The 24,506-nt window shown below is 69.3% G+C and carries 27 protein-coding genes; 19 read left to right on the top strand and 8 right to left on the bottom strand.

The window, feature by feature from the left end; translation table 11 throughout:
- Positions 1-30 precede the first annotated feature (30 nt).
- From ITJ61_RS07195 to pstB, 4 genes are all read left to right on the top strand, one after another.
- Complete coding sequence (locus ITJ61_RS07195) at positions 31-1,128, top strand: phosphate ABC transporter substrate-binding protein PstS (RefSeq protein WP_104241951.1); 1,098 nt, start codon at positions 31-33, stop codon at positions 1,126-1,128.
- Positions 1,129-1,252: 124 nt separating this feature from the next.
- The gene (pstC, locus tag ITJ61_RS07200) at positions 1,253-2,242 is read left to right on the top strand and encodes a phosphate ABC transporter permease subunit PstC (RefSeq protein ID WP_104241953.1); all 990 of its coding nucleotides are present in this window, start codon (positions 1,253-1,255) and stop codon (positions 2,240-2,242) included.
- Positions 2,242-3,354, top strand: a complete 1,113-nt coding sequence (pstA, locus tag ITJ61_RS07205) for a phosphate ABC transporter permease PstA (protein ID WP_104241955.1) — start codon at positions 2,242-2,244, stop codon at positions 3,352-3,354. Before pstC ends, pstA begins: the two co-directional genes overlap by 1 nt.
- A 47-nt stretch (positions 3,355-3,401) precedes the next feature.
- Entirely contained in the window at positions 3,402-4,181 is a 780-nt protein-coding gene (pstB, locus tag ITJ61_RS07210) for a phosphate ABC transporter ATP-binding protein PstB (RefSeq protein WP_104241957.1), read from the top strand.
- An 896-nt stretch (positions 4,182-5,077) separates the two neighbouring features.
- Here pstB and ITJ61_RS07215 read toward each other — a convergent pair.
- Genes ITJ61_RS07215 through ITJ61_RS07225 form a run of 3 tightly spaced genes read right to left on the bottom strand, consistent with a single transcriptional unit; the run spans position 5,078 to position 8,351 of the window.
- The gene (locus ITJ61_RS07215; protein WP_194685872.1) at positions 5,078-6,094 is read right to left on the bottom strand and encodes an L-idonate 5-dehydrogenase; all 1,017 of its coding nucleotides are present in this window, start codon (positions 6,092-6,094) and stop codon (positions 5,078-5,080) included.
- 46 nt (positions 6,095-6,140) lie between these two features.
- A complete protein-coding gene (locus ITJ61_RS07220) occupies positions 6,141-6,905 on the bottom strand; it encodes an SDR family oxidoreductase (protein WP_194676663.1) in 765 nt (254 codons plus the stop codon).
- 54 nt (positions 6,906-6,959) lie between these two features.
- Positions 6,960-8,351, bottom strand: a complete 1,392-nt coding sequence (locus ITJ61_RS07225) for a GntP family permease (RefSeq protein WP_194685873.1) — start codon at positions 8,349-8,351, stop codon at positions 6,960-6,962.
- A 199-nt stretch (positions 8,352-8,550) separates the two neighbouring features.
- Between ITJ61_RS07225 and ITJ61_RS07230 the strand changes: the two genes are divergently transcribed.
- Entirely contained in the window at positions 8,551-9,300 is a 750-nt protein-coding gene (locus tag ITJ61_RS07230; protein ID WP_194685874.1) for a FadR/GntR family transcriptional regulator, read from the top strand.
- Here the strand turns inward: ITJ61_RS07230 and ITJ61_RS07235 are convergent.
- The gene (locus tag ITJ61_RS07235; RefSeq protein WP_194685875.1) at positions 9,297-10,244 is read right to left on the bottom strand and encodes a phosphoglycerate dehydrogenase; all 948 of its coding nucleotides are present in this window, start codon (positions 10,242-10,244) and stop codon (positions 9,297-9,299) included. The genes ITJ61_RS07230 and ITJ61_RS07235 overlap by 4 nt on opposite strands.
- Positions 10,244-11,707 (bottom strand): gluconokinase, encoded by a 1,464-nt coding sequence (locus ITJ61_RS07240; protein ID WP_104341344.1) that lies wholly within the window; start codon positions 11,705-11,707, stop codon positions 10,244-10,246. The genes ITJ61_RS07235 and ITJ61_RS07240 overlap by 1 nt, the downstream gene beginning before the upstream one ends.
- Before the next feature lie 127 nt (positions 11,708-11,834).
- Between ITJ61_RS07240 and eda the strand changes: the two genes are divergently transcribed.
- On the top strand, positions 11,835-12,515 hold the full coding sequence (gene eda, locus ITJ61_RS07245) for a bifunctional 4-hydroxy-2-oxoglutarate aldolase/2-dehydro-3-deoxy-phosphogluconate aldolase (protein ID WP_194685876.1): 681 nt from the start codon (positions 11,835-11,837) through the stop codon (positions 12,513-12,515).
- Between the two features lie 27 nt (positions 12,516-12,542).
- On the opposite strand, the gene ITJ61_RS07250 is transcribed toward eda, so the two are convergent.
- Entirely contained in the window at positions 12,543-13,172 is a 630-nt protein-coding gene (locus tag ITJ61_RS07250; protein ID WP_068495464.1) for a DNA-directed RNA polymerase subunit beta, read from the bottom strand.
- Positions 13,173-13,272: 100 nt separating this feature from the next.
- Between ITJ61_RS07250 and ITJ61_RS07255 the strand changes: the two genes are divergently transcribed.
- The 5 genes from ITJ61_RS07255 to ITJ61_RS07275 all read left to right on the top strand — a co-directional run bounded on the left by ITJ61_RS07255 (position 13,273) and on the right by ITJ61_RS07275 (position 17,021).
- Complete coding sequence (locus ITJ61_RS07255) at positions 13,273-13,989, top strand: hypothetical protein (RefSeq protein WP_104242332.1); 717 nt, start codon at positions 13,273-13,275, stop codon at positions 13,987-13,989.
- Entirely contained in the window at positions 13,986-14,387 is a 402-nt protein-coding gene (locus tag ITJ61_RS07260) for a GntR family transcriptional regulator (protein WP_181059389.1), read from the top strand. Before ITJ61_RS07255 ends, ITJ61_RS07260 begins: the two co-directional genes overlap by 4 nt.
- Positions 14,388-14,437: 50 nt before the next feature.
- The gene (locus ITJ61_RS07265) at positions 14,438-14,641 is read left to right on the top strand and encodes a CsbD family protein (protein WP_104242336.1); all 204 of its coding nucleotides are present in this window, start codon (positions 14,438-14,440) and stop codon (positions 14,639-14,641) included.
- 204 nt (positions 14,642-14,845) lie between these two features.
- Positions 14,846-16,537: an MDR family MFS transporter gene (locus ITJ61_RS07270; protein ID WP_104242782.1), complete on the top strand. Its 1,692-nt coding sequence runs from the start codon at positions 14,846-14,848 to the stop codon at positions 16,535-16,537.
- Positions 16,538-16,547: 10 nt separating this feature from the next.
- A complete protein-coding gene (locus ITJ61_RS07275; protein ID WP_181057920.1) occupies positions 16,548-17,021 on the top strand; it encodes a MarR family winged helix-turn-helix transcriptional regulator in 474 nt (157 codons plus the stop codon).
- 80 nt (positions 17,022-17,101) lie between these two features.
- Here ITJ61_RS07275 and ITJ61_RS07280 read toward each other — a convergent pair whose 3' ends face one another.
- Entirely contained in the window at positions 17,102-17,548 is a 447-nt protein-coding gene (locus ITJ61_RS07280; RefSeq protein WP_104242340.1) for a DUF805 domain-containing protein, read from the bottom strand.
- Positions 17,549-17,745: 197 nt separating this feature from the next.
- Here ITJ61_RS07280 and ITJ61_RS07285 point away from each other — a divergent pair, with 197 nt between their 5' ends.
- The 8 genes from ITJ61_RS07285 to ITJ61_RS07320 all read left to right on the top strand — a co-directional run bounded on the left by ITJ61_RS07285 (position 17,746) and on the right by ITJ61_RS07320 (position 23,192).
- Positions 17,746-18,105 carry a hypothetical protein gene (locus ITJ61_RS07285; protein ID WP_104242342.1) on the top strand — a complete coding sequence of 120 codons (360 nt, stop codon included), beginning with the start codon at positions 17,746-17,748 and terminating at the stop codon, positions 18,103-18,105.
- An 87-nt stretch (positions 18,106-18,192) separates the two neighbouring features.
- Complete coding sequence (locus tag ITJ61_RS07290; protein WP_104242344.1) at positions 18,193-18,501, top strand: ATP-dependent DNA ligase; 309 nt, start codon at positions 18,193-18,195, stop codon at positions 18,499-18,501.
- Between the two features lie 2 nt (positions 18,502-18,503).
- Positions 18,504-18,725, top strand: coding sequence for a hypothetical protein (locus ITJ61_RS07295; protein ID WP_104242346.1), 222 nt, complete (start codon positions 18,504-18,506; stop codon positions 18,723-18,725).
- A 93-nt stretch (positions 18,726-18,818) separates the two neighbouring features.
- Positions 18,819-19,961 (top strand): glycosyltransferase, encoded by a 1,143-nt coding sequence (locus tag ITJ61_RS07300; protein WP_416366851.1) that lies wholly within the window; start codon positions 18,819-18,821, stop codon positions 19,959-19,961.
- The gene (locus tag ITJ61_RS07305) at positions 19,958-21,028 is read left to right on the top strand and encodes a glycosyltransferase (RefSeq protein WP_104242350.1); all 1,071 of its coding nucleotides are present in this window, start codon (positions 19,958-19,960) and stop codon (positions 21,026-21,028) included. Before ITJ61_RS07300 ends, ITJ61_RS07305 begins: the two co-directional genes overlap by 4 nt.
- Positions 21,025-22,044, top strand: a complete 1,020-nt coding sequence (locus ITJ61_RS07310) for a glycosyltransferase (RefSeq protein WP_104242352.1) — start codon at positions 21,025-21,027, stop codon at positions 22,042-22,044. Before ITJ61_RS07305 ends, ITJ61_RS07310 begins: the two co-directional genes overlap by 4 nt.
- Positions 22,041-22,877 carry a glycosyltransferase family 2 protein gene (locus ITJ61_RS07315; RefSeq protein WP_104242354.1) on the top strand — a complete coding sequence of 279 codons (837 nt, stop codon included), beginning with the start codon at positions 22,041-22,043 and terminating at the stop codon, positions 22,875-22,877. The genes ITJ61_RS07310 and ITJ61_RS07315 overlap by 4 nt, the downstream gene beginning before the upstream one ends.
- Before the next feature lie 42 nt (positions 22,878-22,919).
- Complete coding sequence (locus ITJ61_RS07320; protein WP_104242356.1) at positions 22,920-23,192, top strand: GlsB/YeaQ/YmgE family stress response membrane protein; 273 nt, start codon at positions 22,920-22,922, stop codon at positions 23,190-23,192.
- A gap of 78 nt (positions 23,193-23,270) precedes the next feature.
- Here the strand turns inward: ITJ61_RS07320 and ITJ61_RS07325 are convergent, their stop codons facing one another.
- Positions 23,271-24,467 carry a benzoate/H(+) symporter BenE family transporter gene (locus ITJ61_RS07325; RefSeq protein WP_194685877.1) on the bottom strand — a complete coding sequence of 399 codons (1,197 nt, stop codon included), beginning with the start codon at positions 24,465-24,467 and terminating at the stop codon, positions 23,271-23,273.
- Between the last annotated feature and the right edge of the window lie 39 nt (positions 24,468-24,506).

A 24,506-nucleotide genomic window follows, 5' to 3' on the forward strand; every position in this document is an offset into this window, starting at 1 on the left:
GAATGTCACCTGTCCCCGAAGGGAAACTCCATGAAGTTCACGCGAGTAGGCGCATCGGTCGCCATGGCCGCAATCGCCGCACTCACGCTTGCGGCTTGCGCCAGCAACGAGCCAACCGCAGCAGAGCCGGGAACCGCAGTTGAAGGTGAAGCGCAGCTCACGGGCACCCTCGCCGCGTCCGGCGCATCGTCGCAGGGCACCGCACAGACCTCCTGGATCGCCGGCTTCGCCGCCGTCCAGCCGAACATCCAGATCAACTACGCCGGCGGCGGCTCCGGCGCCGGCCGCACCGACTTCACGAACGGCACCTCGGCCTTCATCGGCTCCGACCGCGCCTTCAAGATGGAAGAGATCGAGGCAGGCGGCTTCGGCAACTGCGTCGACGGCACCGACCTCGTCGAGATCCCCGCCTACATCTCCCCCATCGCCGTCGCGTTCAACGTCGAGGGCGTCGACTCGCTCAACCTCGACCCCGCGACCCTCGCCAAGATCTTCAAGGGCGAGATCACCAACTGGAACGCCCCCGAGATCGCCGCGCTCAACGCCGGCGTCACGTTCCCCGACCTCGCCATCACGCCGGTCCACCGCTCCGACACGTCCGGCACGACGGGCAACTTCACGTCGTACCTCGTCGAAGCTGCTCCCGACGTGTGGACCTTCGAGGACAGCGACGACTGGCCCATCTCGGGCGGTGAAGGCGCCCAGGAGACCCCCGGTGTCCAGCAGGCACTGACCTCCGGCAACGGCACCATCGGCTACCTCGACGCATCCGCCGCCGGTGACCTCAGCACGGCAGCGATCCAGACGGGCTCCGAGTTCGTCGAGCTCTCCCCCGAGGCGGCAGCCGCCGTCGTCGACAACTCCACGCTCGAGGAAGGCCGCGCCGCGACCGACCTCTCGTTCGAGCTCGACCGCTCAGCCGAAGGCGTCTACCCGATCGTCCTCGTCTCGTACCTCATCGGCTGCGCCGAGTACACCGACCCCACCGTCGGTGCCAACGTCAAGGCCTACTTCGACTACGTGATCAGCCCTGAGGCACAGGATGCGGCCGCCGAGAACGCGGGCTCCGCGCCCATCTCGGACGACCTCCGCACCCAGGCCCAGGCCGCGGTCGACGCCATCAAGTAGTCCGCGAGCACCGAAGATCCGTTTCAGCCCGGTGCCGTGCTGTGAAAGCATGGCACCGGGCGATTCGGCTCTCATCCGCCGCTCGCCTCGTTCCACCCAATTGACTTAGGGAAACCCTCAGCAGATGACTGCAGAACTCGCCCCAGACGCGGGCACATCGGTGAAGGCGAAGTCGCGCCCGGGCGACCGCGTCTTCAGCTTCCTCTCGACGTTCTCCGGATCGCTCATCCTCGCGATCCTCGCCGCCGTGTTCTTCTTCCTGCTCTTCCAGGGGCTCCCAGCTTTCTTCCCTGACGCGGCCGAGAACAGCCACTTCGTCGCCGGAGCGACCAACCTCGCCGAGCCGGAAGCCGAAGGCAACTTCTTCTGGTACGTGCTGCCGCTCATCTTCGGAACGCTCTGGGCCTCGCTGCTCGCGCTCCTCATGGCAGTGCCAGTCGCCATCGGCGTCGCGCTCTTCATCACGCACTACGCGTCGCGCAAGCTCGCCGCCCCCCTCGGCTACGTCATCGACCTCCTCGCCGCCGTCCCCTCGGTCGTCTTCGGCCTCTGGGGTGCAACCGTGCTCGGCCCGTTCGTGCAGCCGTTCTACGTGTGGCTCAACGAGAATCTCTCCTGGCTCCCCTTCTTCCAGGGCCAGGTGTCGGCCACGGGCCGCACCATCCTGACGGCCGCCATCGTGCTCGCCGTCATGGTGCTCCCCATCGTCACCGCCCTCACCCGCGAGGTCTTCCTCCAGACGCCGCGACTCCACGAAGAGGCATCGCTCGCCCTCGGCGCAACGCGCTGGGAGATGGTCAAGATGGCCGTCCTGCCCTTCGCACGCGGCGGAATGGTCTCCTCCATCATGCTCGGCCTCGGCCGCGCCCTCGGCGAGACGATGGCCGTCGCCATGGTCCTCTCCGCGACCGGCGTGATCACCTTCCAGCTGACGTCGAACACCAACCCGTCGACGATCGCCGCCAACATCGCCCTCTCCTTCCCGGAAGCGTCGAACCTCGACATCAACGTGCTCATCGCATCCGGTCTCGTGCTCTTCGCCATCACCCTCCTCGTGAACTCCCTCGCACGATGGATCGTGAGCCGCCGCAAGGAATTCTCAGGAGCCAACTGATGACGTCAACATTGCAGAAACCAGCCCAGAACCAGACGTCTCCCGAGATGATCAACCCGCTCACGCACGGCCGCCTCCCCAAATGGGGCCCGTACGCGATCCTCGTCGGCGGCTTCGCGCTCTCCGCAGTGATCACCCTGCTCCTCGCGGCAGGCGGCGGCGAGTTCAACTGGACCGGCTTCGCCGTCCTCGGCGCGATCTTCTACATCGCCGGCCAGTGGATCATCGCCCGCATCATCGAGGGCCCCCGCCAGGCCACGAACCGCTTCGTCACCTCGCTCGTCACCGCCGCGTTCGTGCTCGCCCTCGTGCCGCTGCTCTCCCTGCTCTTCACCCTCGTCGCGAACGGCCTCGCCCGCTTCGACATGACGTTCTTCACCTCCTCGATGGTCGGCGTCGTGACGGAAGGCGGCGGAGGCATCCACGCCATCGTCGGAACCCTCCTCATCACGCTCGTCGCGACCCTCATCTCCGTGCCGATCGGGCTCTTCACCTCGATCTACCTCGTCGAATACGGCAAGGGGCGCCTCTCCAAGGCCATCAACTTCTTCGTGGATGTCATGACCGGCGTCCCGTCGATCGTCGCCGGCCTGTTCGCCTACACGATGATCATGCTCATCCTGCAGACGCTCGGCATCCCGCTCACCAACGTGCGCACCGGACTCGCGGGCTCCATCGCCCTCACCGTGCTCATGATCCCCACCGTCGTGCGCTCCTCGGAGGAGATGATCCGCCTCGTCCCGAACGAGCTCCGCGAAGCCTCATACGCGCTCGGCGTGCCGAAGTGGCTCACGATCTCCAAGGTCGTGCTCCCCACCGCACTCGCCGGCATCACGACAGGCGTCATGCTCGCCATCTCCCGCGTCATCGGAGAGAGCGCGCCGCTGCTCATCGCCGCCGGCTTCAACATCTACATGAACTACAACATGACGCAGGGCGCCATGATGAGCCTCCCCGTCTTCGTCTACCGCTCCTACACGCAGCAGGTCGGAGCCGGTGCCGAGAACATGCTCAACCTCGCCTGGACAGGCGCACTCGTCCTCCTCATCATCGTCATGCTGCTCAACCTCGTCGCACGCATGATCACCAAGCTCTTCGCCCCCAAGGGCTAACCGGTCAGACTGACCAGGCCGACCAGCCAGGAAGTTAGGGAAACACAGTGTCCAAGCGCATCGAAGTCAACGACCTCAACGTCTACTACGACAAGTTCAAGGCCGTCGAAGACGTCTCCATGGTCATCGAGCCCCGCAGCGTCACCGCCTTCATCGGCCCATCCGGCTGCGGCAAGTCGACGTTCCTCCGCACGCTCAACCGCATGCACGAGGTCATCCCGAAGGCGTGGGTCGACGGTGAGGTCCTCATCGACGGCAACAACCTCTACGGCCCCGGCGTCGACCCCGTCCTCGTTCGTCGCCAGGTCGGCATGGTCTTCCAGCGCCCGAACCCGTTCCCGACGATGTCGATCCGCGAGAACGTGCTCGCCGGCGTGAAGCTCAACAACACGAAGATCTCCAAGAGCGACGCCGACGCCCTCGTCGAGAAGTCGCTGCAGGGAGCCAACCTGTGGAAGGAGGTCAAGGACCGCCTCGACCTCCCCGGCTCCGGCCTCTCCGGCGGACAGCAGCAGCGTCTCTGCATCGCCCGCGCCATCGCCGTCTCCCCCGACGTGCTGCTCATGGACGAGCCCTGCTCGGCCCTCGACCCGATCTCGACGCTCGCGATCGAGGACCTCATCGAGGACCTCAAGACCGAGTACACGATCGTCATCGTGACCCACAACATGCAGCAGGCATCGCGTGTCTCCGACAAGACGGCGTTCTTCAACATCGCCGGCACCGGCATGCCGGGAAAGCTCATCGAGTACGACACGACGAAGACGATCTTCGAGAACCCGTCCGTCCAGGCGACGGAGGACTACGTGTCGGGCCGCTTCGGCTAGACCCGCACTCTCCCGATCCACGACTGCGGCCCCGGCGTTCATCGCGGGGGCCGCCGCCGTCGTGCTCGGCATCCGCGCGGGCGCGCGGGCGCGCGGGCGCGCGGGCGCGCGGGCGCGCGGGCGCGCGGGCGCGGCGTGCGGGCAGCGCGAGCAGCGCGAGCAGCGCGAGCAGCTGCGCCTGCGCCTGCACCTGCACCGGCACCGGCACCGGCACCGGCATCGGCGTGCATCCTTCGGGCTCGACGCACCCTCGTCGCGCGTCTCTCGCCACGTCTCGAGATGGCTTTCGCGCATCCGGATGGGTTGCTTCCCATCCCGAAGCGTGAAAGCCATCTCGAGACCGCCGACGCGTGCGCGCGCGTGCGCGAGCGCGACCCGGGCGCGGGCACGAAAGAGCTCCCGAGTGGAGGTGCGTCACCTCGGCGATCAACCCTGCCTGCCGCCTCGTGGAGCGTCACCGGCAGCGCTTCGGGATGGCTTCGCCGCTCCGGGATGGATCCCGTCCCATCCGGAAGCGCTTCGGGATGGCTTTCGCGCTTCCGGATGAGTTGCTTCCCATCCCGAAGCGTGAAAGCCATCCCGAGACCGCCGACGCGAGGGCGCGAGGGTGCGGGGGTGCGGGGGCGCGGGGCGCGGGCCAGAGCGAGGCGAGGCCGGGCGAGGCCGGGCGAGGGCGGGCGAGGGCGGCCGGGCGAGGGCCAGGTGAGGCCGCCGACCTGCGCCGGGGCGCGGAGGCAGAAGAAAAGCCAGGCCGCAGGAACGCCTCTCGGCGGAAGGCCGCTCGCAGCGGCGAATATTGGAGCCCGGGGTTACTGCGGCCCGGCGTCGTCGAGTTTACTGGGATCGACGGCCGCTGTGCACCGTGTTGGCTGACGGCGAACAGGCGGCGTGGCGGCTCAGCCCTCTGGCCAGACTGCGACGATGACCTTGCCCGACTCCTCCGAGTTCCGAGCGAGGCCGAAGGCTGTGACGGTGTCGTCGGCGTGCACCTCGTGCGTGATGACCTGCTCGATCTCGGGATGCGCGTCGAGGATGACGATCGCCTCGTCGATCTCGTCCTTGAAGCGGAACGTGCCGAAGACGCGCAGCTCCTTGGAGATGAACGGAGCGAGGTTGATGGGTCGTGGCTCGTTCGGGACCATGCCCACCTGCACGACGGTTCCCGCGGGCTTGGCCGCCGCGAACGCGCTCGACACGGAGACGGCGACGCCCGAGCATTCGAAGACCACGTCGAAGCTGTCGGCGGGCACCTGCTCGCGGCTCACGTCGATCACCTCGGCGGCTCCCATGGCGGAGGCGCGAGCGAGCGGGCCGGCGAGCACGTCGGTCGCGCTGATGTGCGCTGCGCCCTTGACGCGGGCTGCGGCGATGGTGAGGAGGCCGATGGGGCCGGCCCCCGTGACGAGCACTCGCTTGCCGGTCAGGTCTCCCGCCTTGGTGAGGGCGTGGAGGGCGACGGCGAGGGGCTCGGCGAGCACGGCGCGTCGGACCGGCAGTGTGGCTGGGAGCCTGCGGAGCATGCCGCGGTCGACGAGCAGGTACTCGCTCAGCGCGCCCTGCGTGTGCGGGGTCGTGGATGCGCTGCCCAGGTAGGCGCCGCCTGGCCAGAGGTGCGGCGAGTCCTCGAGTTCGCGGCTCGGGGTGCCGAACGTGGCGGGATGCACGGTGACGGGGGCACCGGTCGCGAACTCGTCGAGGGGATCGAGGTCGACCCTGCCGGAGAGCTCGTGACCTGGGACCAGCGGCTCCCGCACCACGAACGCGCCGTTGACGCCTTCGAAGTAGTAGTGGAGGTCGGAGCCGCAGATGCCGACGTAGTCGACGCGGATCCGGACCTGCCCCTCCCCCGGCTCCGGGGTGTCGACCTCGGCGAGGTCGAGTGCTTCCTTGCTTTCGATGAACGCTGCGCGCATGGTGTCTCCTGCGTGTCCTGGTGCGAGGTGGTCGGCGGTGACCGGGTCAGACGACCGCGGTCATGCCGCCGTCGACGAAGATGTTCTGCCCCGACACGAAGCTCGAGGCGTCGGAGCTGAGGTAGATCAGGGTGCCCGCGAGCTCCTCGAACGCGCCCCAGCGCTGCGCCGGGGTGCGGTTGATGAGCCAGCTGTTGAACTGCTCGTCCTCGACGAGGGCTCGGTTCATCTCGGTCGCGAAGTAGCCGGGCGAGATGGCGTTGACCTGCACGTTGTGTCTGGCGAGGTCGGCCGCCATGCCCTTCGTCAGCTGGGCGACGCCGCCCTTCGTGGCCGAGTACGGGGCGATCGTCTGCCTGGCGAGGAGCGACTGCACCGAGCCGATGTTGACGATCTTGCCGGAGCCGCGCTCGATCATGGCGGGGGCCAGGAACCTGGAGACGTAGAAGACGCCGCTCAGGTTCGCGGCGACGAGCGCATCCCAATCCTCGACCTTGAACTCCGCGAACGGCGCTCGCCGCTGGAGCCCGGCGTTGTTGACGAGGATGTCCGGCACCCCGTGCTCGGCGATGAGGGCCGCGATTCCGGCCTCGACGGAAGCCGCGTCGGTGACGTCGAAGGAGACGATGTGCGCGGGGCGTCCCGTGCGCTCCTCGAGCTCGGCGGCTGCCGTCGCGAGCGCCTCGGTGTCCCGACCGTGGAGGATGATCGTGCTGCCAGCGTCGGCGAGCGCCGTGGCGAGCGAACGGCCGAGGCCGCGCGATGACCCGGTGATGAGGGCGAGCTTGCCCGTGAGGGTGAAGAGATCCATGCTGTTCCTGCTCTGTGAGGTGGTGTCACGCAGACGGGGCGTTCCGGGTCAGGCTCAGAAGAGCGACGCGACCAAGAAGATGACGAGCACGAACGCGAACGCCGTGACCGACTCGATGGTCTGCTGCACCGTCCAGGTCTTGAGCGTCGTCTTCACATCCATGCCCATGAGGCGACCGACGAGCCAGAAGCCGGAGTCGTTGACGTGGCCGGCGAAGACCGAGCCCGCGGCGGTGGCGAGCACGATCGTGGCGACCTGGAAGTCGTTGAGGTCGGCCGCGACGACTGCGGGGGCGATGAGGCCCGCCGCGGTGACGAGGGCGACGGTCGCCGAGCCCTGGGCGACGCGGATGACGACGGCGATGACGTAGGCCGCGACGATGAGCGGGAGGCCGAGGTCGCTGAGCGTGTCGGCGAGCGCGTCGCCGATGCCGGAGGCGCGCAGGACGCCGCCGAACATTCCACCGGCGCCGGTGATGAGGATGACGGAGCAGATCGGCCCGAGGGAGGAGTCGAGGATCTTCTCGAGCGCGGTGCCGTTCTCGCCGCGGCGCGTGCCGAGGACGATGCTGGCCGTGACGACTGCGATGAGGAGCGCGATGGGCGAGTTGCCGAGGAGGACCGCGGCCTGGGCCCAGATCGCGTCGCCGTCGACGACTCCGGCGCTGGCGAGGGCCGAGATGCCCGTGTTGAGGAAGATGAGGACCATCGGCAGCAGGAGCAGCAGGATGATCGTGGAGACCTTCGGCGGGTTCTTCGGCTGGTCCTCGTCGAGGTCGCCGAAGAGCGCGGGGACGGGGAGCTGGATGCGCTTGGCGACGAACTTGCCCCACAGGTAACCGGAGACGTACCAGAGCGGGAACACGATGATGAGGCCGAGCAGGAGGACGACGCCGAGGTTGGCTTCGTAGAGCTCGGTGGCGGCGACGGGGCCGGGGTGCGGCGGGAGGAACACGTGCATGACCGAGAAGGCGGCCGCCGCGGGGATACCGAAGAGGAGGACGTTGTTGCCCGAGACCCGGCGTGCGACGGCGAAGACGATGGGCAGCATCATGATGAGGCCGGCGTCGAAGAACATCGGGAAGCCGAGGATAAGCGAGGCGATGCCGAGCGCGAAGGGGGCTCGCTTCTCGCCGAAGACGTCGACGAGCTTGTCAGCGAGGGCTTTGGCGCCGCCGGAGTGCTCGATGAGGCGGCCGAGCATCGCGCCGAAGCCGATGAGGAGCGCGACGGTCGCGAGGGTGCTGCCGAAGCCGCCGGTGAGGGTGCTCGCGACGGCCGAGACGGGGACGCCCGCGACGAGCGCCGTGAGGAGCGACACGATCACCAGGGTCAGGAACGCGTGGAGCCTGAAGCGGATGATGAGGATCAGGATGAGCGCGATGGCTCCTGCTGCGATGCCGAGCAGCGGTGCGGTGCCCAGTGTCTGGGTCCATTCTTCTTCCATGGTGATCTCCGTCGATTTCTGGAATTCGGACCGTGCGACCGTGCAGCGGTGCCGTGAGGGTGAGGCCGTTCGCGATCTGCGATGATTCGGAACGCGGGTTCTGGCGACACTCAGTGTGGTTCGAGCCTCGCATAATGATCATACTTATTTCAAGTTGTGATCATATCTATATCGTTGCGGTGAGCGAGGAGAGGTGCGCATGGCGCAGGCAGTGCACGGGTCGGTGCTCGACGACCTCGGCGTCCGCATCGCGGGAGGCGAGCTCGAGGCTGGCCAGGTCCTCACCCTCGCGGCTCTCGAGGACCACTACGCGGTGTCCCGCACCGTCGTGCGCGAAGCCGTCCGAGTCCTGGAATCCATGGGGCTCCTCGTCTCGCGGAGACGAGTCGGCATCACCGTCCAGCCCACGCGCGAATGGAACGCCCTCGACACGACGCTCATCCGCTGGCGGCTGCGAGGGAACAGCCGCAGCCAGCAGCTCGTCGCGCTCACCGAGCTCCGATCGGCGATCGAGCCGGTCGCCGCGAAGCTCGCCGCCTCGCGGGCCTCGCAGCGCGAGCGGACTCGCCTGCTCGAGCTCGCCGCGCAGCTGCAGGCCCTCGGTGCCAGCGAGCGCGGCGACTCCCCTGAGTACCTGCAGGCAGACATCGAGTTCCACGACCTGATCCTGGATGCGAGCGGCAACGCGCTGCTCGCGGCCGTCAAGGAGCCGATCTCCCAGGTGCTCGCCGGCCGCGCGAACCTGGGCCTCACGCCGGCGAGGCCGCTGCACGACGCCCTGCACAACCACGTGCTCACCGCGCAGGCGATCGCGGACGGCGACCCCCTCGCCGCCGAGAGGCACTCGAAGGGCTACCTCGACACGATCCTGGGCGAGGTGCTCATCATCCACGACGCAGCCATCGGCGAGGCCCCCGAGCTCGAATCGGAGACGCCCAACACACCCTAGACGCGATGCACGCTGGGCCGTCCGGAGAGCTCCTCGACGAGGTTCTGGATGGCCCCGCTCGCCATTCTGGCGACCGCCTCGGCCGTGTGCGCCCCGCTGTGCGGCGTCGCGACGACCCTCGGGTGGCCGAGCAGCGGCGAGTCCTGCGGCGGCTCCGTCTCGTAGGCGTCGAGGCCGACCCCGAAGAGGTGCCCGGCATCGAGCGCCTCGCGGGCAGCCGCCTCGTCGATGAGGCCACCGCGCGAGGTGTTGAGCAGGATGGCCCCTGGCTTCATGGCCGCGATGCGTGCGGCGTCGGCGACGTGGCGGGTGCTCTCGAGGAGCGGCACGTGCAGGCTGACGACGTCGGCTGCTCGGAAGAGCTCGTCGAGGCTGGCTGGCGCAGCTCCGGTCTCTGCGATGGCGGCGGCCGGCACGAATGGGTCGTAGGCGAGCACGTGCATCCCGATGCCGCGGGCTCGTTCGGCGACGATCCGGCCGATCGCGCCGAAGCCGACGACCCCGAAGGTGCGCCCGCCGAGCTCGATGCCGCTGCCTCGCGGCCAGCCGCCGTCTGCGACCTCCGCGTGCAGCCTGGGGATCTCTCTGGCGACGGCGAAGGCGAGGCCGATCGCGAGCTCGGCGACCGCGGAGGCGTTGGCCCCGGGCGTCCTGGTGACGTGGATGCCCTTCCCCGCTGCGGCTGCCAGGTCGACGTTGTTGACGCCGACACCGTACCTGGAGATCACCCGGAGGCGGTCGGCTCCCGCGAGCGCCGCCGCATCGTAGGTGTCGAGGCCGGCGATGACGCCGTCGATCCCGGGCAGGGCTTCAGCGAGCTCGGCGGAGGTGAGCGGGCGCCCGAGCGTGTTGAAGATCAGCTCGTCGGCCATGTCCCGCAGCGGGGCGAGCACTTCGGCGTCCGGAGTTCGGCTCAGCGAGGTGGGGGTGATCAGGATGCGCATCAGGCGTTGCCTCCGGTGAGGGACTCAGCACGCGCATCCGGTGCGGTGCTCGTGCGGTCGTAGGCGTCGAGGTACTTGGCGAAGGCGCGGTCGTAGTAGTCCCGCATGGCGGGGTTCGGGATGACTCGCTGCGTCTCCGTGTTCCGGAACGCCGGCTGGTCCTCGCTGAGTCCGGCGGCGCGGAGCCCGAGGCGAACGGCGCCGACCACCGAGCTGTGCTGCAGCGACGACACCTCCATCTCGACCCCGAAGGCGTCTGCCGTCATCTGGGTCCAGAACGGCGAGGAGAGGACTCCGCCGGAGAGGAGGACGCGGGTCGGCATGCCGTTGATCGCGGTGAGCTCGCGGAAGCAGTGGTAGAGCGAGAGCACAACTCCCTGCAGCACGGCCTGGTACATGTCGACGCGCCCGTGCCGGGGCTCGAGGCCGACGAACCCGCCGAGCCGCTGGTCCTGCCAGCCTGGGCACCGTTCGCCGTAGAGGAAGGGCAGGAAGGTCGGCAGCTCGTCCCGTCCCTGAACGAGCTGGGGTTCGATCTCGGAGAACTGGGCGTCCGAGCCGAAGAACCTGTCCTTCGCCCAGTCGACGCAGTTCGTGCATCCGCTCGTGGCGGCGCCGCTGAGCCAGCCGAGCGGGGAGCGGTAGGCCCAGGTGCTGAGCCGCGGGGAGAGGGACGGCTCGAGGGTCGCGAACCGCATGGCGCCGCTGGTTCCCATGGAGAACGTCATGTCGCCGGGGAGCCCGGCGAGGTCGCCGACCTGGCTGAGGCCGCCATCCGGTCCGGGGACGAGGACGGGAATTCCGGGGCGGATGCCGAGGTAGGTCGCGACGTCGGCGAGCAGCGGGGCGGATTCCTCGCTGTCGTGCAGTTCGGGGAAGTCGACGCCGGCGACGCCGAGGGTCTCGAGGATCTCGAGGTCCCAGTCGGAGGTGCGGACGTTGAGCAGGCCGGTTCCCGAGGCGAGGGAGTAGCTCGTCCACGGGAGGCCGGTGAGCCTCAGGAAGTTGAAGCTCCCCTGGTCCATGACCTTGCGCCCGGCGATCTCCACGCCCTGGCGGGCCAGGTAGGCGAGCTTGAAGGCGGGGTAGCTGGCGTTCACCATGCACCCCGTGCGCTCGTAGAACCAGGTGGTGAGCTCGGCATCGCCGCGCAGTTCGGCGCAGAGCCCCTGGGCTCCCGTGAAGGGCCACTCGTAGACGGGCGTGGCCGCTTGGAGGTCCTGGGTCACGAGCCCGAGGCCGTGGTACGTGTTCGACAGCACCAGGGCGTCGACGTCGTGCCCGCGGACGGATTCACGGGCGAGGGCGATGAGCTGGGTGAAGATGCCCTCCGCGTCGCGGACGGCAGGGTCGGGCCCGGCGACTTCGAATCGCCGAGTCCGCACCTGCACCTCCTGGGTGTCGGAGTCGAAGATCAGCGTCTTCGCTGACGTGGTGCTGGACTCGAGGGCGAGGATCTTCATGGTTCTGCTCCACTCGTGGGCGTCGTTGCCGATCGGGGCCGTGCGCGGTGGCGACTCTCGGTAGGATCTCCAATAATATGATCATTGGGTTCCACTTGGGAACACAAGGCAGCCAACGGAGGTTCTCTTGCACGAAATCCTTGCTCGTCTCGCCGAGCACTCGATCGTTCCCGTGGTCTCCGCGAAGACCACCGCCGAGGGCCTCGGCATCGCGGAGGCACTCGCCGACGGTGGGCTCCCGGTCGCCGAGGTGACCTTCCGGACGAGCGCCGCCGCCTCGACGATCGCCGCTCTCGCCGCCCGCGGCGGAGTGCTCGTCGGCGCCGGAACGGTGCTCACCCCAGCACAGGTCGACATCGCCGTGGATGCGGGAGCCTCGTTCATCGTCTCCCCCGGCCTGAGCCGTGCCGTCGTCGAGCGGTGCAGGGCCCACGACATCCCGGTCCTCCCTGGCGCAACCTCCGCGACCGAGGTGCAGGCCGCCCTGGAGCTGGGCATCGAGACGGTGAAGTTCTTCCCCGCAGAGACGAATGGGGGCGCCAAGGCGATCGCCGCCCTCTCCGCGCCGTTCGGCGACGTGAGATTCGTGCCCACCGGCGGAGTGAACGCCGCGAACCTCGGCGACTACCTCGCCATCGCGGCGGTGCTCGCCGTGGGCGGCTCGTGGATGCTCCCACCGTCTGCCGTCGACCAGCAGGACTGGGCCGAGGTGACGAGACTCACCGCTGCCGCCGTCGAGCTCGCGCGCGGACTCCGCTCGGGCAACCGCGCAGGACGTCAGGCGGTCACGCTGAGCCGAGAGTCCTAGCCGCGACGAGGCGCCTCGGCCGATCGTTCAGTCGAGCGCGTCGATGCGCCAGAGACCCGCGGAGGCGTGCAGGTCGTCGCCCATCTCCAGGTACCGGATGGCACGTCGCGTCGACTGGCGCGCCCTGGCTGGCACGACGCTCTCCTCGTCCTTCGCGAGGCTCGTCGCCCCCTGCGACATGACGCGGCAGAACGCGGCGGCTCGCTCGAGGGCGATGGCGAAGTCACCGGAGAAGGCGCCATGCAGGATGACGTCGGCGAGGGCGACGACCTCCTCCGGCCCGGTGGGGGTCGCGGCACCTGCGACCACGGAGCTGATGGAGCGGTCGACCTCGTAGCCTCGGCGGAAGAGGTAGCTCGCTTCGGCCGGATTGGCGCGCACGGCCTGCCGCAGCAGGTAGAGGCGCCAGAGCGCGCCTGGCAGGGAACGCGAGGTGGCACCGGCCCAGAGCTCGGCGATCTCGTCGATGCCGTTCTCGTCGGCGTAGGCCACGAGGCGCGCGACGACCGCCTGGTCGCCCTCGCCACGGGCTCGCTGCAGGAGCGCCCGGGCCGTGTCGTGCGCGACGCGGCTCACCGCTGCTGGGTCGTCGGCGCCGACGAGCGCCTCGAATGCCTGCGATGGCACGCGGACGGGCCTGTGGTGTCGTTGCGTCATGCTGCCCCTCTCGCCGACTGCGCCTTGCTGGCCCGTGCGGACCGCATCCAGTCTGCGCGTTCGGAGCCACGATTGCGAACCTGCCTCGTAGGCTGGGGGCATGGCTACTGCGCACGAGGACGATTCGCTGGTCGAGGACACGGCGGCGATGTCGTCGTACCCGGCCTACCGCCCGAAGCAGATCGCCTTCGGCGTACTGGCGGTCCTGCTGGTCGTGACGATGTTCTTCCCCTGGTGGAACTCCGAGATCCCCCTCAACCGCATCGCGCCGACCCTGAACGGCTGGCAGCTCCTGGTCGCCGGCACGGGACTGAGCCAGATGGATGAGGCGCTCGGCTACAACTGGTTCGGCACGTTCCTCTTCGGCCTCGTGCCGACGCTGCCGCTGATCGGGCTCGTCGTCGTCCTGATCCTCCGCATCTCCGGGGTCGCGGTCATCTCCGCGAAAATCCTCCAGCTCTACGCCGCCTTCGCGACACTCGGGATCCTGTTCCTCTTCGCCTTCGCGACCCTCCGCGTGGATGCTGCGAACGGCCAGTACCCGATCGCCTACGGCGCGTGGCTTGCGCTCCTGCCGAGCGTCGCGACGCTGGTGCTCGCGACGCTGTGGTGGCGGCGCGAGAAGCTCCACTACCCGACACGCAAGTGGCTCGGATTCGGACCCCAGCGCGAGAAGAAGCACGACCTGGCGGCGAACGCGGCGAGTGCTGCGATGTTCGACGACCTCGTCGACCCGGACGACGACGAAGAGATCTCGCTCGGCTCCGACACCGCCGTCGACGAGAACACAAGCCCAGGCAAGCGGCCGCGCCAGTGAGCGCCGCTGATTTCTTCGCCTCCCTGACCCTCGGGGGCGACACATCGAGCCCTCCAGGACGGCAGCTGCGGGAGGCCATCATCGACGCCGTCGAGCGAGGCGACCTGCTCGCCGGCGAGCGGCTGCCGCCGGTGCGTGCACTGGCGGAGACGCTCGGCGTCGCGCCTGGAACCGTGGCGAAGTGCTACACGGCCCTCGAGGAGCAGGGCGTCGTCGTCGGCCGCGGCCGCGCTGGCACGTTCGTGACCGCGGACGGCAGGAACGGCGATGTGCGACTGACGGCGGCCGCGAGGGCCTTCGCCGTCGAGGCGCGTGAGCTGGGGGTGAGCGACGACGAGGCGGTCGCCGCCGTGTTCGAGGCCCTGTCGATCACCGCGGATCGGCACGCGCAGCCTTGAGCCCCACTCCGCCACAGGCGGCGTCCAAGTTCGCCTGAGAGCATCCCCTCATGGGAATCGACGATCGTATTCAGAACAAGTCAGAAGACCTCGGCGGACGCGCGAAGGAGGCCGCTGGCGCGGTCACCGGAGACGAGTCGCTGAAGGCTGAGGGCCGCTCCGACCAGACGAAGGCGGGCTTCAAGGAGAAGATCGAGGACGTCAAGGACGCCGCCAAGGAGGGTCTCGACAACCTCAAGCGCAAGATCGACTAGCAGTACCCCTCGAGACGCCACGTTCCGGCGTCTCGAGCATGCAGCAAAGGGCCCCGTTCGCGGGGCCCTTTCTGGTAGTTGACGACGGTCAACCATCTGAGTATGGTTGACCGTTGTCAACTACCAGGAGGCCCCGCGTCGATGTCGTCCAGCAAGAACCCCAGATCCAGCTCCAAGCCAGCCGCTGAGCTCACCGAATCCGGAATGAGCCACCGTCAGGTACTGCAGGCCCTCTCCGGCCTCATGCTCGGCATGTTCGTGTCGATGCTCGCGTCGACCGTCGTGAGCACCTCGCTGCCGCTCATCATCAGCGACCTCAAGGGCGACCAGAGCGCGTTCACCTGGGTCGTCACGGCAACCCTGCTCGCGACCACCGTCTCCACCCCGATCTGGGGCAAGCTCGCCGACCTCACGAACCGCAAGCTCCTCCTGCAGATCGCGCTCGTCATCTTCGTCGTGAGCTCGGCGATCGCCGGCTTCGCGCAGGATCCCGCGATGCTCATCACCATGCGCGTCTTCCAGGGCCTCGGCGCCGGCGGACTCGGCGCGCTCAGCCAGATCGTCATGGCGGATATCCTCAGCCCGCGCGAGCGCGGCCGCTACGCCGGCTTCTTCGGCGCCGTCATGGCGCTGGCCACCGTCGGCGGCCCCCTCCTCGGCGGCGTCATCACCGACGCCTTCGGGTGGCGCTGGAACTTCTTCGTCGGCCTCCCCTTCGCAGTGATCGCGCTCATCCTGCTGCAGGTCACCCTGCACCTGCCGAAGCCGAAGAAGCGCAAGGTGAGCATCGACTACTACGGCATCGTGCTCATCTCGAGCGGTGTGTCCCTGCTCCTCATCTGGGTGACCCTCGCGGGCACGCAGTTCGAGTGGAACTCCCTGCCCTCGTACCTCATGGTCGGCGGCGGCGTCCTCCTCCTGGTCATCGCGATCCTCGTCGAGCTCCGCGTCAAGGAGCCGCTCATCCCGCTCACGCTCTTCCGCGACCGCACGTTCACGCTCGCCGTCATCGCGAGCGTCTCCGTCGGCGTCGCCATGTTCGGCACGAGCGTCTTCCTGAGCCAGTACATGCAGCTCGCTCGCGGTGCGACCCCGACCGAGTCCGGCATCCTCACGATCCCGATGATGGCGGGTCTCCTCGTCGCGTCCACCATCGTGGGCAACCTCATCAGCCGCCGCGGCAAGTGGAAGGCGTTCGTCGTCACGGGCAGCGCGCTCATGGTCGTCGGGCTCTTCCTGCTGAGCCGCCTCCACTACGACACGCCATACCTGTACGTGGGCGTCTCGATGTTCGCGCTCGGCGCCGGCGTCGGCATGGTCATGCAGAACCTGGTCCTCGTCGTCCAGAACAAGGCAGAGGTCAAGAACATGGGCGTCGCGACGAGCGCCGTCACCTTCTTCCGCAGCCTGGGCGGCACGATCGGCGTCTCCGTCATGGGCTCGATCCTGGGAACCGTCGTGGCAGACACGATCTCCACCAGCGTCCGCGCTCTGCCGCCGGAGCAGCAGGCCGCAGCCGCGCAGTCGCTCGCGGGTGGCAGCATCCCGCAGCTCGCGACGCTGCCCGACTGGCTGCGGGTCCTCGTCGAGGACGCCTACGGGACCTCGGTCGGCGCGATCTTCCTGGCAGCCCTGCCGCTCGCGATCGTCACGCTCATCGCCGTCTCCTTCCTGCCGAACGCCCAGCTCGGCACGCAGAACGCCGTGCAGCGAGCCAAGGGCGAGGAGACCTCCCCTTCCGGCAGCGAGGCGGACGCGTCGCCGCAGACCCGCGAGAAGGCCGCGGAGTCGACCTCCGAGGATCTCGTCGAGGTCGCTGAGGCGATGGTCGGCATCCCGCGCACCGGCGCCATCCCGATCCTCGGGGACTCGGGACGGCAGGCAGACCGCACCTAGGATGGCCATCATGCCTGAGTCACCCGACGACGCCGACTTCGCCGAGGCGATCGCCTCGGTGGAGTCGGAGCTCGGCACGTTCTACCGGCGCGTTCGCACCACGTGGAGCGAGTCCGCGGTCGCCGTGCATCCTTCGCTGCAGCCCATCGGCTACAAGATCCTCTCGGCGCTCGTGCAGCACGAGACCGCGCACGTCGGCACCCTCGGCGAGCAGCTCGCGATCGACAAGAGCGTCATGAGCCGCCAGGTTCGGATGCTCGAGGAGTTCGAGCTGCTCACCGTCGGGGCGGACCCGAACGACGGGCGCGCGCGCATCCTCACCCCAACCGCCTTCGCGGTCGAGCGGGTCACCGAGGTGCGGGCCCGCAACCGGCACCGGCTGCACGCCGTGCTGCGCGACTGGACGCCGGACGAGCTGCGCGTGTTCTCCGGGCTGCTCGGCCGGTTCGGCGCCGTGGCCGAGGCCGTGAACCCCGAACGCTGATCTGGCGCCTCCCGCCCCGAACGACGAAATCGCCGCCCTCGAATGAGGGCGGCGATTTCGTGTCTGTGCGGAGCGGGAGGCTACTGGGTGTCGAACCGTGCGCCCTCTGGACGCGAGTCGCCGATCAGGAACACGAGCATGATGATCGGACCGGCCAGCGGCACGAGCAGGATCAGCCACCACCAGCCGGAGCGGTTCGTGTCGTGCAGGCGGCGGAAGAGCAGGGCGAGGCCAGGGATGAGGATCGCGAGACCCCAGATCGACTGGATGACCGTGACAACGGGGTTGCCGAGGGTCGCCGCCGAGAATCCCTCTGTGGTGTCGACCGAGGTCGTGCCGGTGAGCGAGCCGATGAGGAAGAACACGGCGTTGACGATGACGCCGAAGAGCCACCACCACCAGTACTCGCTGCGGCTCGCGCGGCCAGAGAAGACGGCGTACTTCTTGAAGAAGCGCTTCACCGCCTGCCCGAAGCTGGCTCCGTAGAGCGGTGGGTAGAGCGGGGCGTCGAGCTGAGGGGTAGACATCACGGACTCCAATCAGGCACTGCCGATACATAGGAACTTCACTGAGCGTAGCGGCGGAGCGATGAACGCCAGGTTTCGATTTGGCAAAGCCCGGAATCAGCTTCATACAACGAATCAGAATGCAATACTCCGAGCACACCCAAGTGGGGCTGGGAGACTCAGAAAATCACGCACGCCCGCGACCGTCTGGGGGAACGATGGATCAGCTTCACTACGCAGGTGGTGTCTACTTCACGAGCACGAAGATCGCGCGAGAGCTCGTGGGATATGCGGCGGCACTCGCCGAGGTGCACCAGGCCGGCATCGTCGAGATCCCCGTGCGGCACGCGGACGGCACCTCGAACATGCTCTCCGTGCTCGTCGGTCCGTCGAGCCAGATCGCCACCGAGACGGTCGACACCGAGGTCCCGGAGTTCGACGACAGCCAGGCCCTCGCCACCTTCACGAAGCTGCGGGCCGAGCTCGAGAACAAGAGCTACGCGCCAGAGGGGCTCGTCGAGGAAGGCTCCTCGAACGACCCGCGCGTGCCCCATCCGGATTGGCTCGACGAACTCTGATCGGGCGCCCTGGCCACAGGTCGGCGCTCTGCGAGTGATAATGGACGGCGCACACCATGTGCCAGTGACAAGAAAGCAGGATCCAGCGTGGGGAAGTTCATCTACAACTCCGAGGTCACCGTCGACTTCGAGGACCGCCTGCTGGCACACCTCCAGCTCGCGATCGGCACGAAGCTGCGCCGCGGAGAGTCGTTCTTCTTCAGCTGGAAGGACAACAACGCCGGCGGGGACGGTCGAAGCACCGTATGGATGCACCCGGCCGTGCCCATCCGCTTCAAGTTCCTTGGCAGCAGGCAGGTGCACATCAACCGCTCGTGGGTCGAGGCGCTCGTGCAGGGCGCCAACTCGCAGGCGGGCCTCGCCGTCATCGCCGAACCCGCAGAGAGGACCTCATGAACATGAGCACGTCAACCAGGATCGAGCTGCTCTACCAGGGTGAGACGTTCTCGAAGCTCGTCGCCGACGTCGACGCCTTCCGCGAGGACATCCTCGCCCGAGTGGCCGCCGGCGAGTGGTTCTGGGTGCGCGGCGACCGCGGCGAGGGACGCCTCGAGCCCGCGAATCTGCTGGTCGGACCCGGGGTCGGCATCGTGGTCGTGGAGCCGTACCCGGGCGACTGACCCGTCAGCGGCACGAAGCCGCCGACGCATGCACGGAGGCCGAGGACTGTCAAGAGTCGCACGCTCCTCCACTTGTCCTGGTTATGTGGATAAGTGGCATCCCTCAGCACTTCAGAACTCCTCGGCGACACGAGCCGAGCCATCCGGGTTGCGAGCGTCCCCTCGGGACACGTCTACGTCAGGCACCTCGCTCCCGTCTCCTCCGCGCCCTCCTCACATCGGGTGGTCCGCCTTGCAGACCCGCACCCTGATGGGTCCGGCCGAGCCGCCACGGATCGCTGGTGGCCACCGGTCATGCTCGACTCGAACTGGATCGACGAGCACGCCGCGGAGTTCGACGTGTTCCACGTGCACTTCGGCTTCGACGCCCTCTCCGCCGCCTCCCTCCGGTCGATCGTGGAGGCCCTGCTCAGGCACGGCAAGCCGCTCGTCTACACGGTGCACGACCTCACGAACCCGCACCACGACACCCCGGACGCGCACACCGCCCACCTGGACATCCTGATCCCGGCCGCGGATGGGCTCATCACGCTCACGGCAGGCGCCGCCGATGAGATCGAGCGCCGCTGGGGGCGCCGCCCGATCGTCGTACCGCACCCGCACATCGTGGGGCCGGACGAAGCGAAGGCCGCCATCGACGGGCGCGCCGCATCCGCCGGACGGTTCCGCGTCGGCGTGCACGCGAAGAGCCTGCGCGCGAGCCTGGATCCGCTGCCCGTCATCGAGGCGCTCGTCGACCTCAGCGCTCGGGAGGAGACCCTCGACGTGCTCGTCAACGGGCACCGCGAGCTCCTCGACCCCACCGGCGCGAAGTTCGAGCCGGAGCTCTCGGCCCGGCTCCGCGAGCTCGCCGACGCTGGGCGCATCCAGCTGCGCATCCACGACTACCTGAGCGACACGGAGCTGTGGCACTACCTGGCGTCGCTCGACGCCTCGGTGCTCCCCTACCGATTCGGCACGCATTCCGGCTGGATGGAGGCGTGCCGAGACCTCGGCACGGCCGTCATCGCGCCCGACGTGGGCTACTTCGCCGATCAGGGTCCCGTCTTCGAGTACCACCGGGACCCCACCGGCACCCTCGACGTCGGCTCGCTACAGGCCGCGGTGCTCGCAGCAGCCCGCGCGCAGACTCGACGCCCCGACCCCGAGGCGCGTGCCGCCGAACGCAGCCGGATCGCGGCCGCGCACCACGACGTGTACACGTCCGTCCTGAGCCTGGAGCGTGTGGCGAGTTGAGAATCTGTGTCATCGGCCCCTCCCGCTTCCCCATCAGCGAGCCCTTCGCCGGCGGGCTCGAGTCGCACACCCATGCCCTGATCCTGGCGCTCAAGCGTCGCGGCCACCAGGTGACGCTCTTCGCGGCCCCCGGCTCGGACCCCGCCCTGGGCGTCGAGCACCTCGCCGTCGAGAGCTTCACGATGAGCGAGACGGCACGCCAGGACGTGGGCGCGATGCCCGTGGAGTGGATGCACGAGCACCACGCATACCTGGCGCTCATGCTCGACCTCGCCCAGACCGCGACGGCGCGCTTCGACGCGGTGCTCAACGTCAGCATCCACCACCTTCCCGTCGCCATGTCCGGACTGCTCGGGGTGCCCTTCTTCACGACGCTGCACACGCCGCCCGTCGGGTGGATCGAGTCGGCCGTCCGCATCAGCGGGTCCACCGGGACGTTTATCGCCGTCAGCTCGCACATGCGGGACGCCTGGGCCGGGAGCGTCGAGAGCACCGTGATCCTCAACGGCGTCGACACCGACCGTCTCCTGCCTGGGCCGGGCGGCGGTGCCGCGTTCTGGTCCGGTCGCATCGTGCCGGAGAAGGGACTGGATCTGGCGATCGCGGCCGCCGAGCTCGCGCAGGTCGACCTCGACATCGCCGGGCCGATCTTCGACCCCGAGTACTTCGAGCGCAGCATCCGCCCCCGACTCGGTGGGCGCATCCGGTACCTCGGGCACCTCGAGCAGGCCACCCTCTTCGAGCATCTCGGGCGGGCGAGCGTGACGCTCGTGACGCCGAGGTGGGACGAGCCGTACGGCCTCGTCGCGGCCGAGTCGCTCGCCGCCGGCACGCCCGTCGCCGCCTTCGATCGGGGCGCGCTGCCGCAGATCATCGACGAGCGCAGCGGCAGGCTCGCGGCCCGCGACGACGTGCCGGCTCTCGCCGCCGCGCTGCTCGAGGCCGCGAGGCTGCCCCGCGAGGGTGCGCGGGAGCGCGCGGTCGCCTTCTGCTCCCTCGAGCGGATGGTCGACGAGTACGAGGCGCTGCTCGGCGGCGCACAGAGTGAGAGGCAGGAAGCGGCATGAGCGACACAGGCTCGTCCGAGACGGGAAGCATCGGCTACTACGTGCACCACCGAGGCGGCGGGCACGCGCGACGTGCGCTCGCCATCGCACGCGAGTGCACGACCCCGGTGACGGGGCTCTCGACGCTGCCGAAACCCGAGGCCTGGCTCGGCCCCTGGATCCGGCTCGAGCGCGACGATCTCGCTGTCTCGCCGCTCGAGCCCACGGCGAACGGCGCACTGCACTGGGCCCCCGTCGATGACGAGGGCATGCGGCGGCGCATGGCTCGCATCTCCGCCTGGATCGCCGACGCCGCGCCCACCCTCTTCGTCTCCGACGTGTCGGTGGAGGTCGCGGCACTCGCCCGCCTGCACGGCGTCCCCGTGGTCTCGGTCGCGCTGCCCGGCGTGCGCACCGACGCGCCGCACACCCTCGGATTCGGGCTGTCGGATGCCGTCCTCGCCGCCTGGCCCGCGAGCGCGGAGGGCATGCTGCCCGGCGCATCCGCTCGGGTGCTGGCTCGCCTGCACGCGGTCGGCGCGATCTCCGCAGCCGAGCGCTCGACGGGCCGCGGGCCCGGCCCCATCACGCGAGTCCTGGTGCTCGCGGGAAGCGGCGGCGGCGGCATGAGCTCCGCGCAGATCCGTGAGGCCAAGCGGCAGACGCCCGGCGTCGAATGGGACGAGATCGGCACGACTCCCGGGAACCGGGTCGCCGACCCCGGCCCGCGCATCCGCGAAGCCTCGCTTGTCCTCACGCACGCGGGGCAGGGCGCGATCGCCGACGTCGCCGCCGCCCAGGTTCCCGCCGTCGTCGTCCCGCAGGATCGACCGCACGACGAGCAGGCGGCCGCAGCCAGGGTCCTCGCTGCCACCCCCGGCCTGCCCGTCATCGTCACGAACAGCTTCGAGCGCGACGACTGGGCCGCACTGCTCGACGAGGCGGCACGTCTCGACGGACGCAACTGGGCGAGCTGGAACGACGGGGCCGGCGCGCTGCGCGCCGCGGCCCTGCTCGACCGGATGGCGAGCAGATGAGAACCGCGGTGATCACGATCGCGCACGGGAGGCACTCGCACCTCAGGGCGCTGCGGGCCGGCCTGCTCCGCCAGTCCCACCCCGCGGACGACACGGTCGTGGTGGCCATGGACGATCCCGAGCTGGGACGGCTCGCCGCCGCCGATCGCCTCGCCGGCATCGTCGTGGATGTCGCCGCGGACACGAGCGCCCTCCCGCTCGCCGCCGCCCGCAACGAGGGCGCTCGAGTCGCCCTCGCGCGCGGCGCCGAGCTGCTGATCTTCCTCGACGTCGACTGCATCCCCGGCCGTGGTCTCGTCGCCTCGTATCACGCTGCTGCGGCTGATGCGCGCTGGTCTGGGGCACTGCTGAGCGGGCCGGTCACCTACCTCGAGCAGCCGGGACCTGTCGGCTACGACGGCGAGCGCATCGAGCTGCTCGATGCCCCGCACCCGGCCCGGCCCGCCCCGTCTCCAGGAGCGGTGGTCGGTGGCGAGGACAGGAACCTGTTCTGGTCGCTGTCGTTCGCAACGACCGCAGCGACCTGGCAGCGGATCGGCGGGTTCTTCGAGGGGTACGACGGGTACGGCGGGGAGGACACCGACTTCGCGCGACTCGCGGAAGACGCCGGGGTTGGGCTCGCCTGGGTGGGTGGCGCCCGCGCCTACCACCAGTGGCATCCGACGTCCTCGCCTCCCGTGCAGCACGTCGCCGACATCGCGCGCAACGCGAACGTGTTCCGCGAGCGCTGGGGCGAGTGGCCCATGGTCGGCTGGCTGCAGGCGTTCCGCGAGCGCGGCCTCATCGTGGGCGGCGTCGGCGATGAGGTCTGCGCGGTGGCCGCGGGCTCTTAGGCTGGAAGCCTCGTCCTCTCCCCCGAAACCTCTGGAGCACGCGTGAGCTACTTCGCCTTCCTCGCCATCGGCCTTCTCCTGGGGGTGCTGGCCAAGCGCTTCCTGCCCACCCGCAGGCGCGACGACTGGATCGCGCCGCTCTTCGTGGGCGCGCTCGGCGCGCTCTTCGGCGGCTGGCTCAGCAGCGTCCTGTTCTGGAGCAGCACAAGCGACCCGTTCTCGCTGCCGAACTGGACCTCGGCGATCGTGGGCGCCGTCGTCTCCCTCGCGGTCTACCTCGTGATCGTTCGGATCACGGCGCCCCGCAACGATTGAGCGCGGGCCGCGCCTCGGGTCGCGCATCCACCGAGAGCTGAGTTGTGGTCGTCATTCGTCGCCGGAAACGACCACAACTCAGCTCTCGGTGGATGGGCGGCGCGGTCGGACGACGAAGCGCACGACGAGGCCCGCGAGCAGTGCCCAGAAGGCGGCGCTGACCCCGCCGATCGCGATGCCGGATGCGGCGGTCGCGAAGGTCACGACGGCTGGCACGAGCTCGCCCGTCTCGGCGAGCGCCGCCTTGAGCGAGCCGGCGAGCGTGCCGATGAGCGCGAGCCCCGCCACTGCGGTGATGACGCCGGCCGGGGCGAGCAGCACCAGCGTCCCGAATGCGGCCGATGCCACGCCGAGGACGATGACGACGACTCCGTTGGTGACGCTCGCCACCCAGCGCCGTGAACGGTCCTCGCCCGCTTCCGGCCCCGCGGCGAGGGCCGCGCTGATGGCGGCGAGGTTGATAGCGTGGCCTCCGGCGGGGGCGCCGACGACGGTGCCGATGCCGGTCGCGATGAGCGACCGCCGCCACGGCACCTCGAAGCCGAGGCCCTTCATGACGGCGACCCCCGGCACGTTCTGAGATGCCATGGTGACGAGGTAGAGGGGCAGTGCGATGCCGATCATGCCGGCGATCGAGAACTCCGGAGCGGTGAACTCCAGGCGCGGGGCGAGGTCGGCGGCCTGGATCGAGGCGCCGGAGGCGACGATGTGCACGCCGATGACGATCGCCGCGACGAGGAACGCGATCGGCGCGGCCCATCGAGGCAGGAAGCGCAGCGCGAGCAGCCAGGCGATGACGACGGGCGCGACGGCGAGCGGGTTCTCCGCCATGCCGGTGATCGGGCCGAGGCAGAGCTGGAAGAGCACGCCCGCGAGCATCGCCTGGGCGACGGAGACGGGAATGCGAGCGACGAGCGCTCCGAGCTGCGGGATGAGCCCCGTGACGATGATGAGGAGTCCCGTGATGAGGAACGCGCCGACCGCGACCGGCCAGCCGCCATCGATGGTGCCCGTCGCCGCGAGCAGGGCCGCGCCCGGTGTCGACCAGGCGACGGTGATGGGCAGGCGAGTCCACCCTGCCAGCAGGATGCACCCGAGGCCCATGGTGACGCTCACGGCGAGGAGGCCGCTCGACGCCTGATCTGCGCTCGCCCCCACGGCGGTCAGGCCCGTCAGCACGACGATGAACGAGCTCGTGAACGCCACGAGCGCCGAGACCACGCCCGCCGAGATGGGGCGCAGGATGCCCTCGCGCGGCTCGAGAGTGCTGCTCATCGTCGGGGTCCTCGTCTCGTCCGCTCGCGCATCCCGCGA

The organism is Pseudoclavibacter sp. VKM Ac-2888, assembly GCF_015351285.1.
Classification (GTDB): domain Bacteria; phylum Actinomycetota; class Actinomycetes; order Actinomycetales; family Microbacteriaceae; genus Pseudoclavibacter.

Coding starts and splice junctions, on each gene's coding strand:
- ITJ61_RS07315 (WP_104242354.1), top strand. CDS start 22,041: ATGAGAACCGCGGTGATCACGATCGCGCACGGGAGGCACTCGCACCTC.
- ITJ61_RS07220 (WP_194676663.1), bottom strand. CDS start 6,905: ATGGATCTCTTCACCCTCACGGGCAAGCTCGCCCTCATCACCGGGTCA.
- ITJ61_RS07295 (WP_104242346.1), top strand. CDS start 18,504: ATGAGCACGTCAACCAGGATCGAGCTGCTCTACCAGGGTGAGACGTTC.
- ITJ61_RS07280 (WP_104242340.1), bottom strand. CDS start 17,548: ATGTCTACCCCTCAGCTCGACGCCCCGCTCTACCCACCGCTCTACGGA.
- ITJ61_RS07310 (WP_104242352.1), top strand. CDS start 21,025: ATGAGCGACACAGGCTCGTCCGAGACGGGAAGCATCGGCTACTACGTG.
- ITJ61_RS07265 (WP_104242336.1), top strand. CDS start 14,438: ATGGGAATCGACGATCGTATTCAGAACAAGTCAGAAGACCTCGGCGGA.
- pstC (WP_104241953.1), top strand. CDS start 1,253: ATGACTGCAGAACTCGCCCCAGACGCGGGCACATCGGTGAAGGCGAAG.
- ITJ61_RS07215 (WP_194685872.1), bottom strand. CDS start 6,094: ATGCGCGCAGCGTTCATCGAAAGCAAGGAAGCACTCGACCTCGCCGAG.
- ITJ61_RS07270 (WP_104242782.1), top strand. CDS start 14,846: ATGAGCCACCGTCAGGTACTGCAGGCCCTCTCCGGCCTCATGCTCGGC.
- ITJ61_RS07250 (WP_068495464.1), bottom strand. CDS start 13,172: ATGACGCAACGACACCACAGGCCCGTCCGCGTGCCATCGCAGGCATTC.
- ITJ61_RS07225 (WP_194685873.1), bottom strand. CDS start 8,351: ATGGAAGAAGAATGGACCCAGACACTGGGCACCGCACCGCTGCTCGGC.
- ITJ61_RS07240 (WP_104341344.1), bottom strand. CDS start 11,707: ATGAAGATCCTCGCCCTCGAGTCCAGCACCACGTCAGCGAAGACGCTG.
- ITJ61_RS07255 (WP_104242332.1), top strand. CDS start 13,273: ATGGCTACTGCGCACGAGGACGATTCGCTGGTCGAGGACACGGCGGCG.
- ITJ61_RS07325 (WP_194685877.1), bottom strand. CDS start 24,467: ATGAGCAGCACTCTCGAGCCGCGCGAGGGCATCCTGCGCCCCATCTCG.
- ITJ61_RS07235 (WP_194685875.1), bottom strand. CDS start 10,244: ATGCGCATCCTGATCACCCCCACCTCGCTGAGCCGAACTCCGGACGCC.
- ITJ61_RS07285 (WP_104242342.1), top strand. CDS start 17,746: ATGGATCAGCTTCACTACGCAGGTGGTGTCTACTTCACGAGCACGAAG.
- ITJ61_RS07275 (WP_181057920.1), top strand. CDS start 16,548: ATGCCTGAGTCACCCGACGACGCCGACTTCGCCGAGGCGATCGCCTCG.
- pstA (WP_104241955.1), top strand. CDS start 2,242: ATGACGTCAACATTGCAGAAACCAGCCCAGAACCAGACGTCTCCCGAG.
- ITJ61_RS07195 (WP_104241951.1), top strand. CDS start 31: ATGAAGTTCACGCGAGTAGGCGCATCGGTCGCCATGGCCGCAATCGCC.
- ITJ61_RS07230 (WP_194685874.1), top strand. CDS start 8,551: ATGGCGCAGGCAGTGCACGGGTCGGTGCTCGACGACCTCGGCGTCCGC.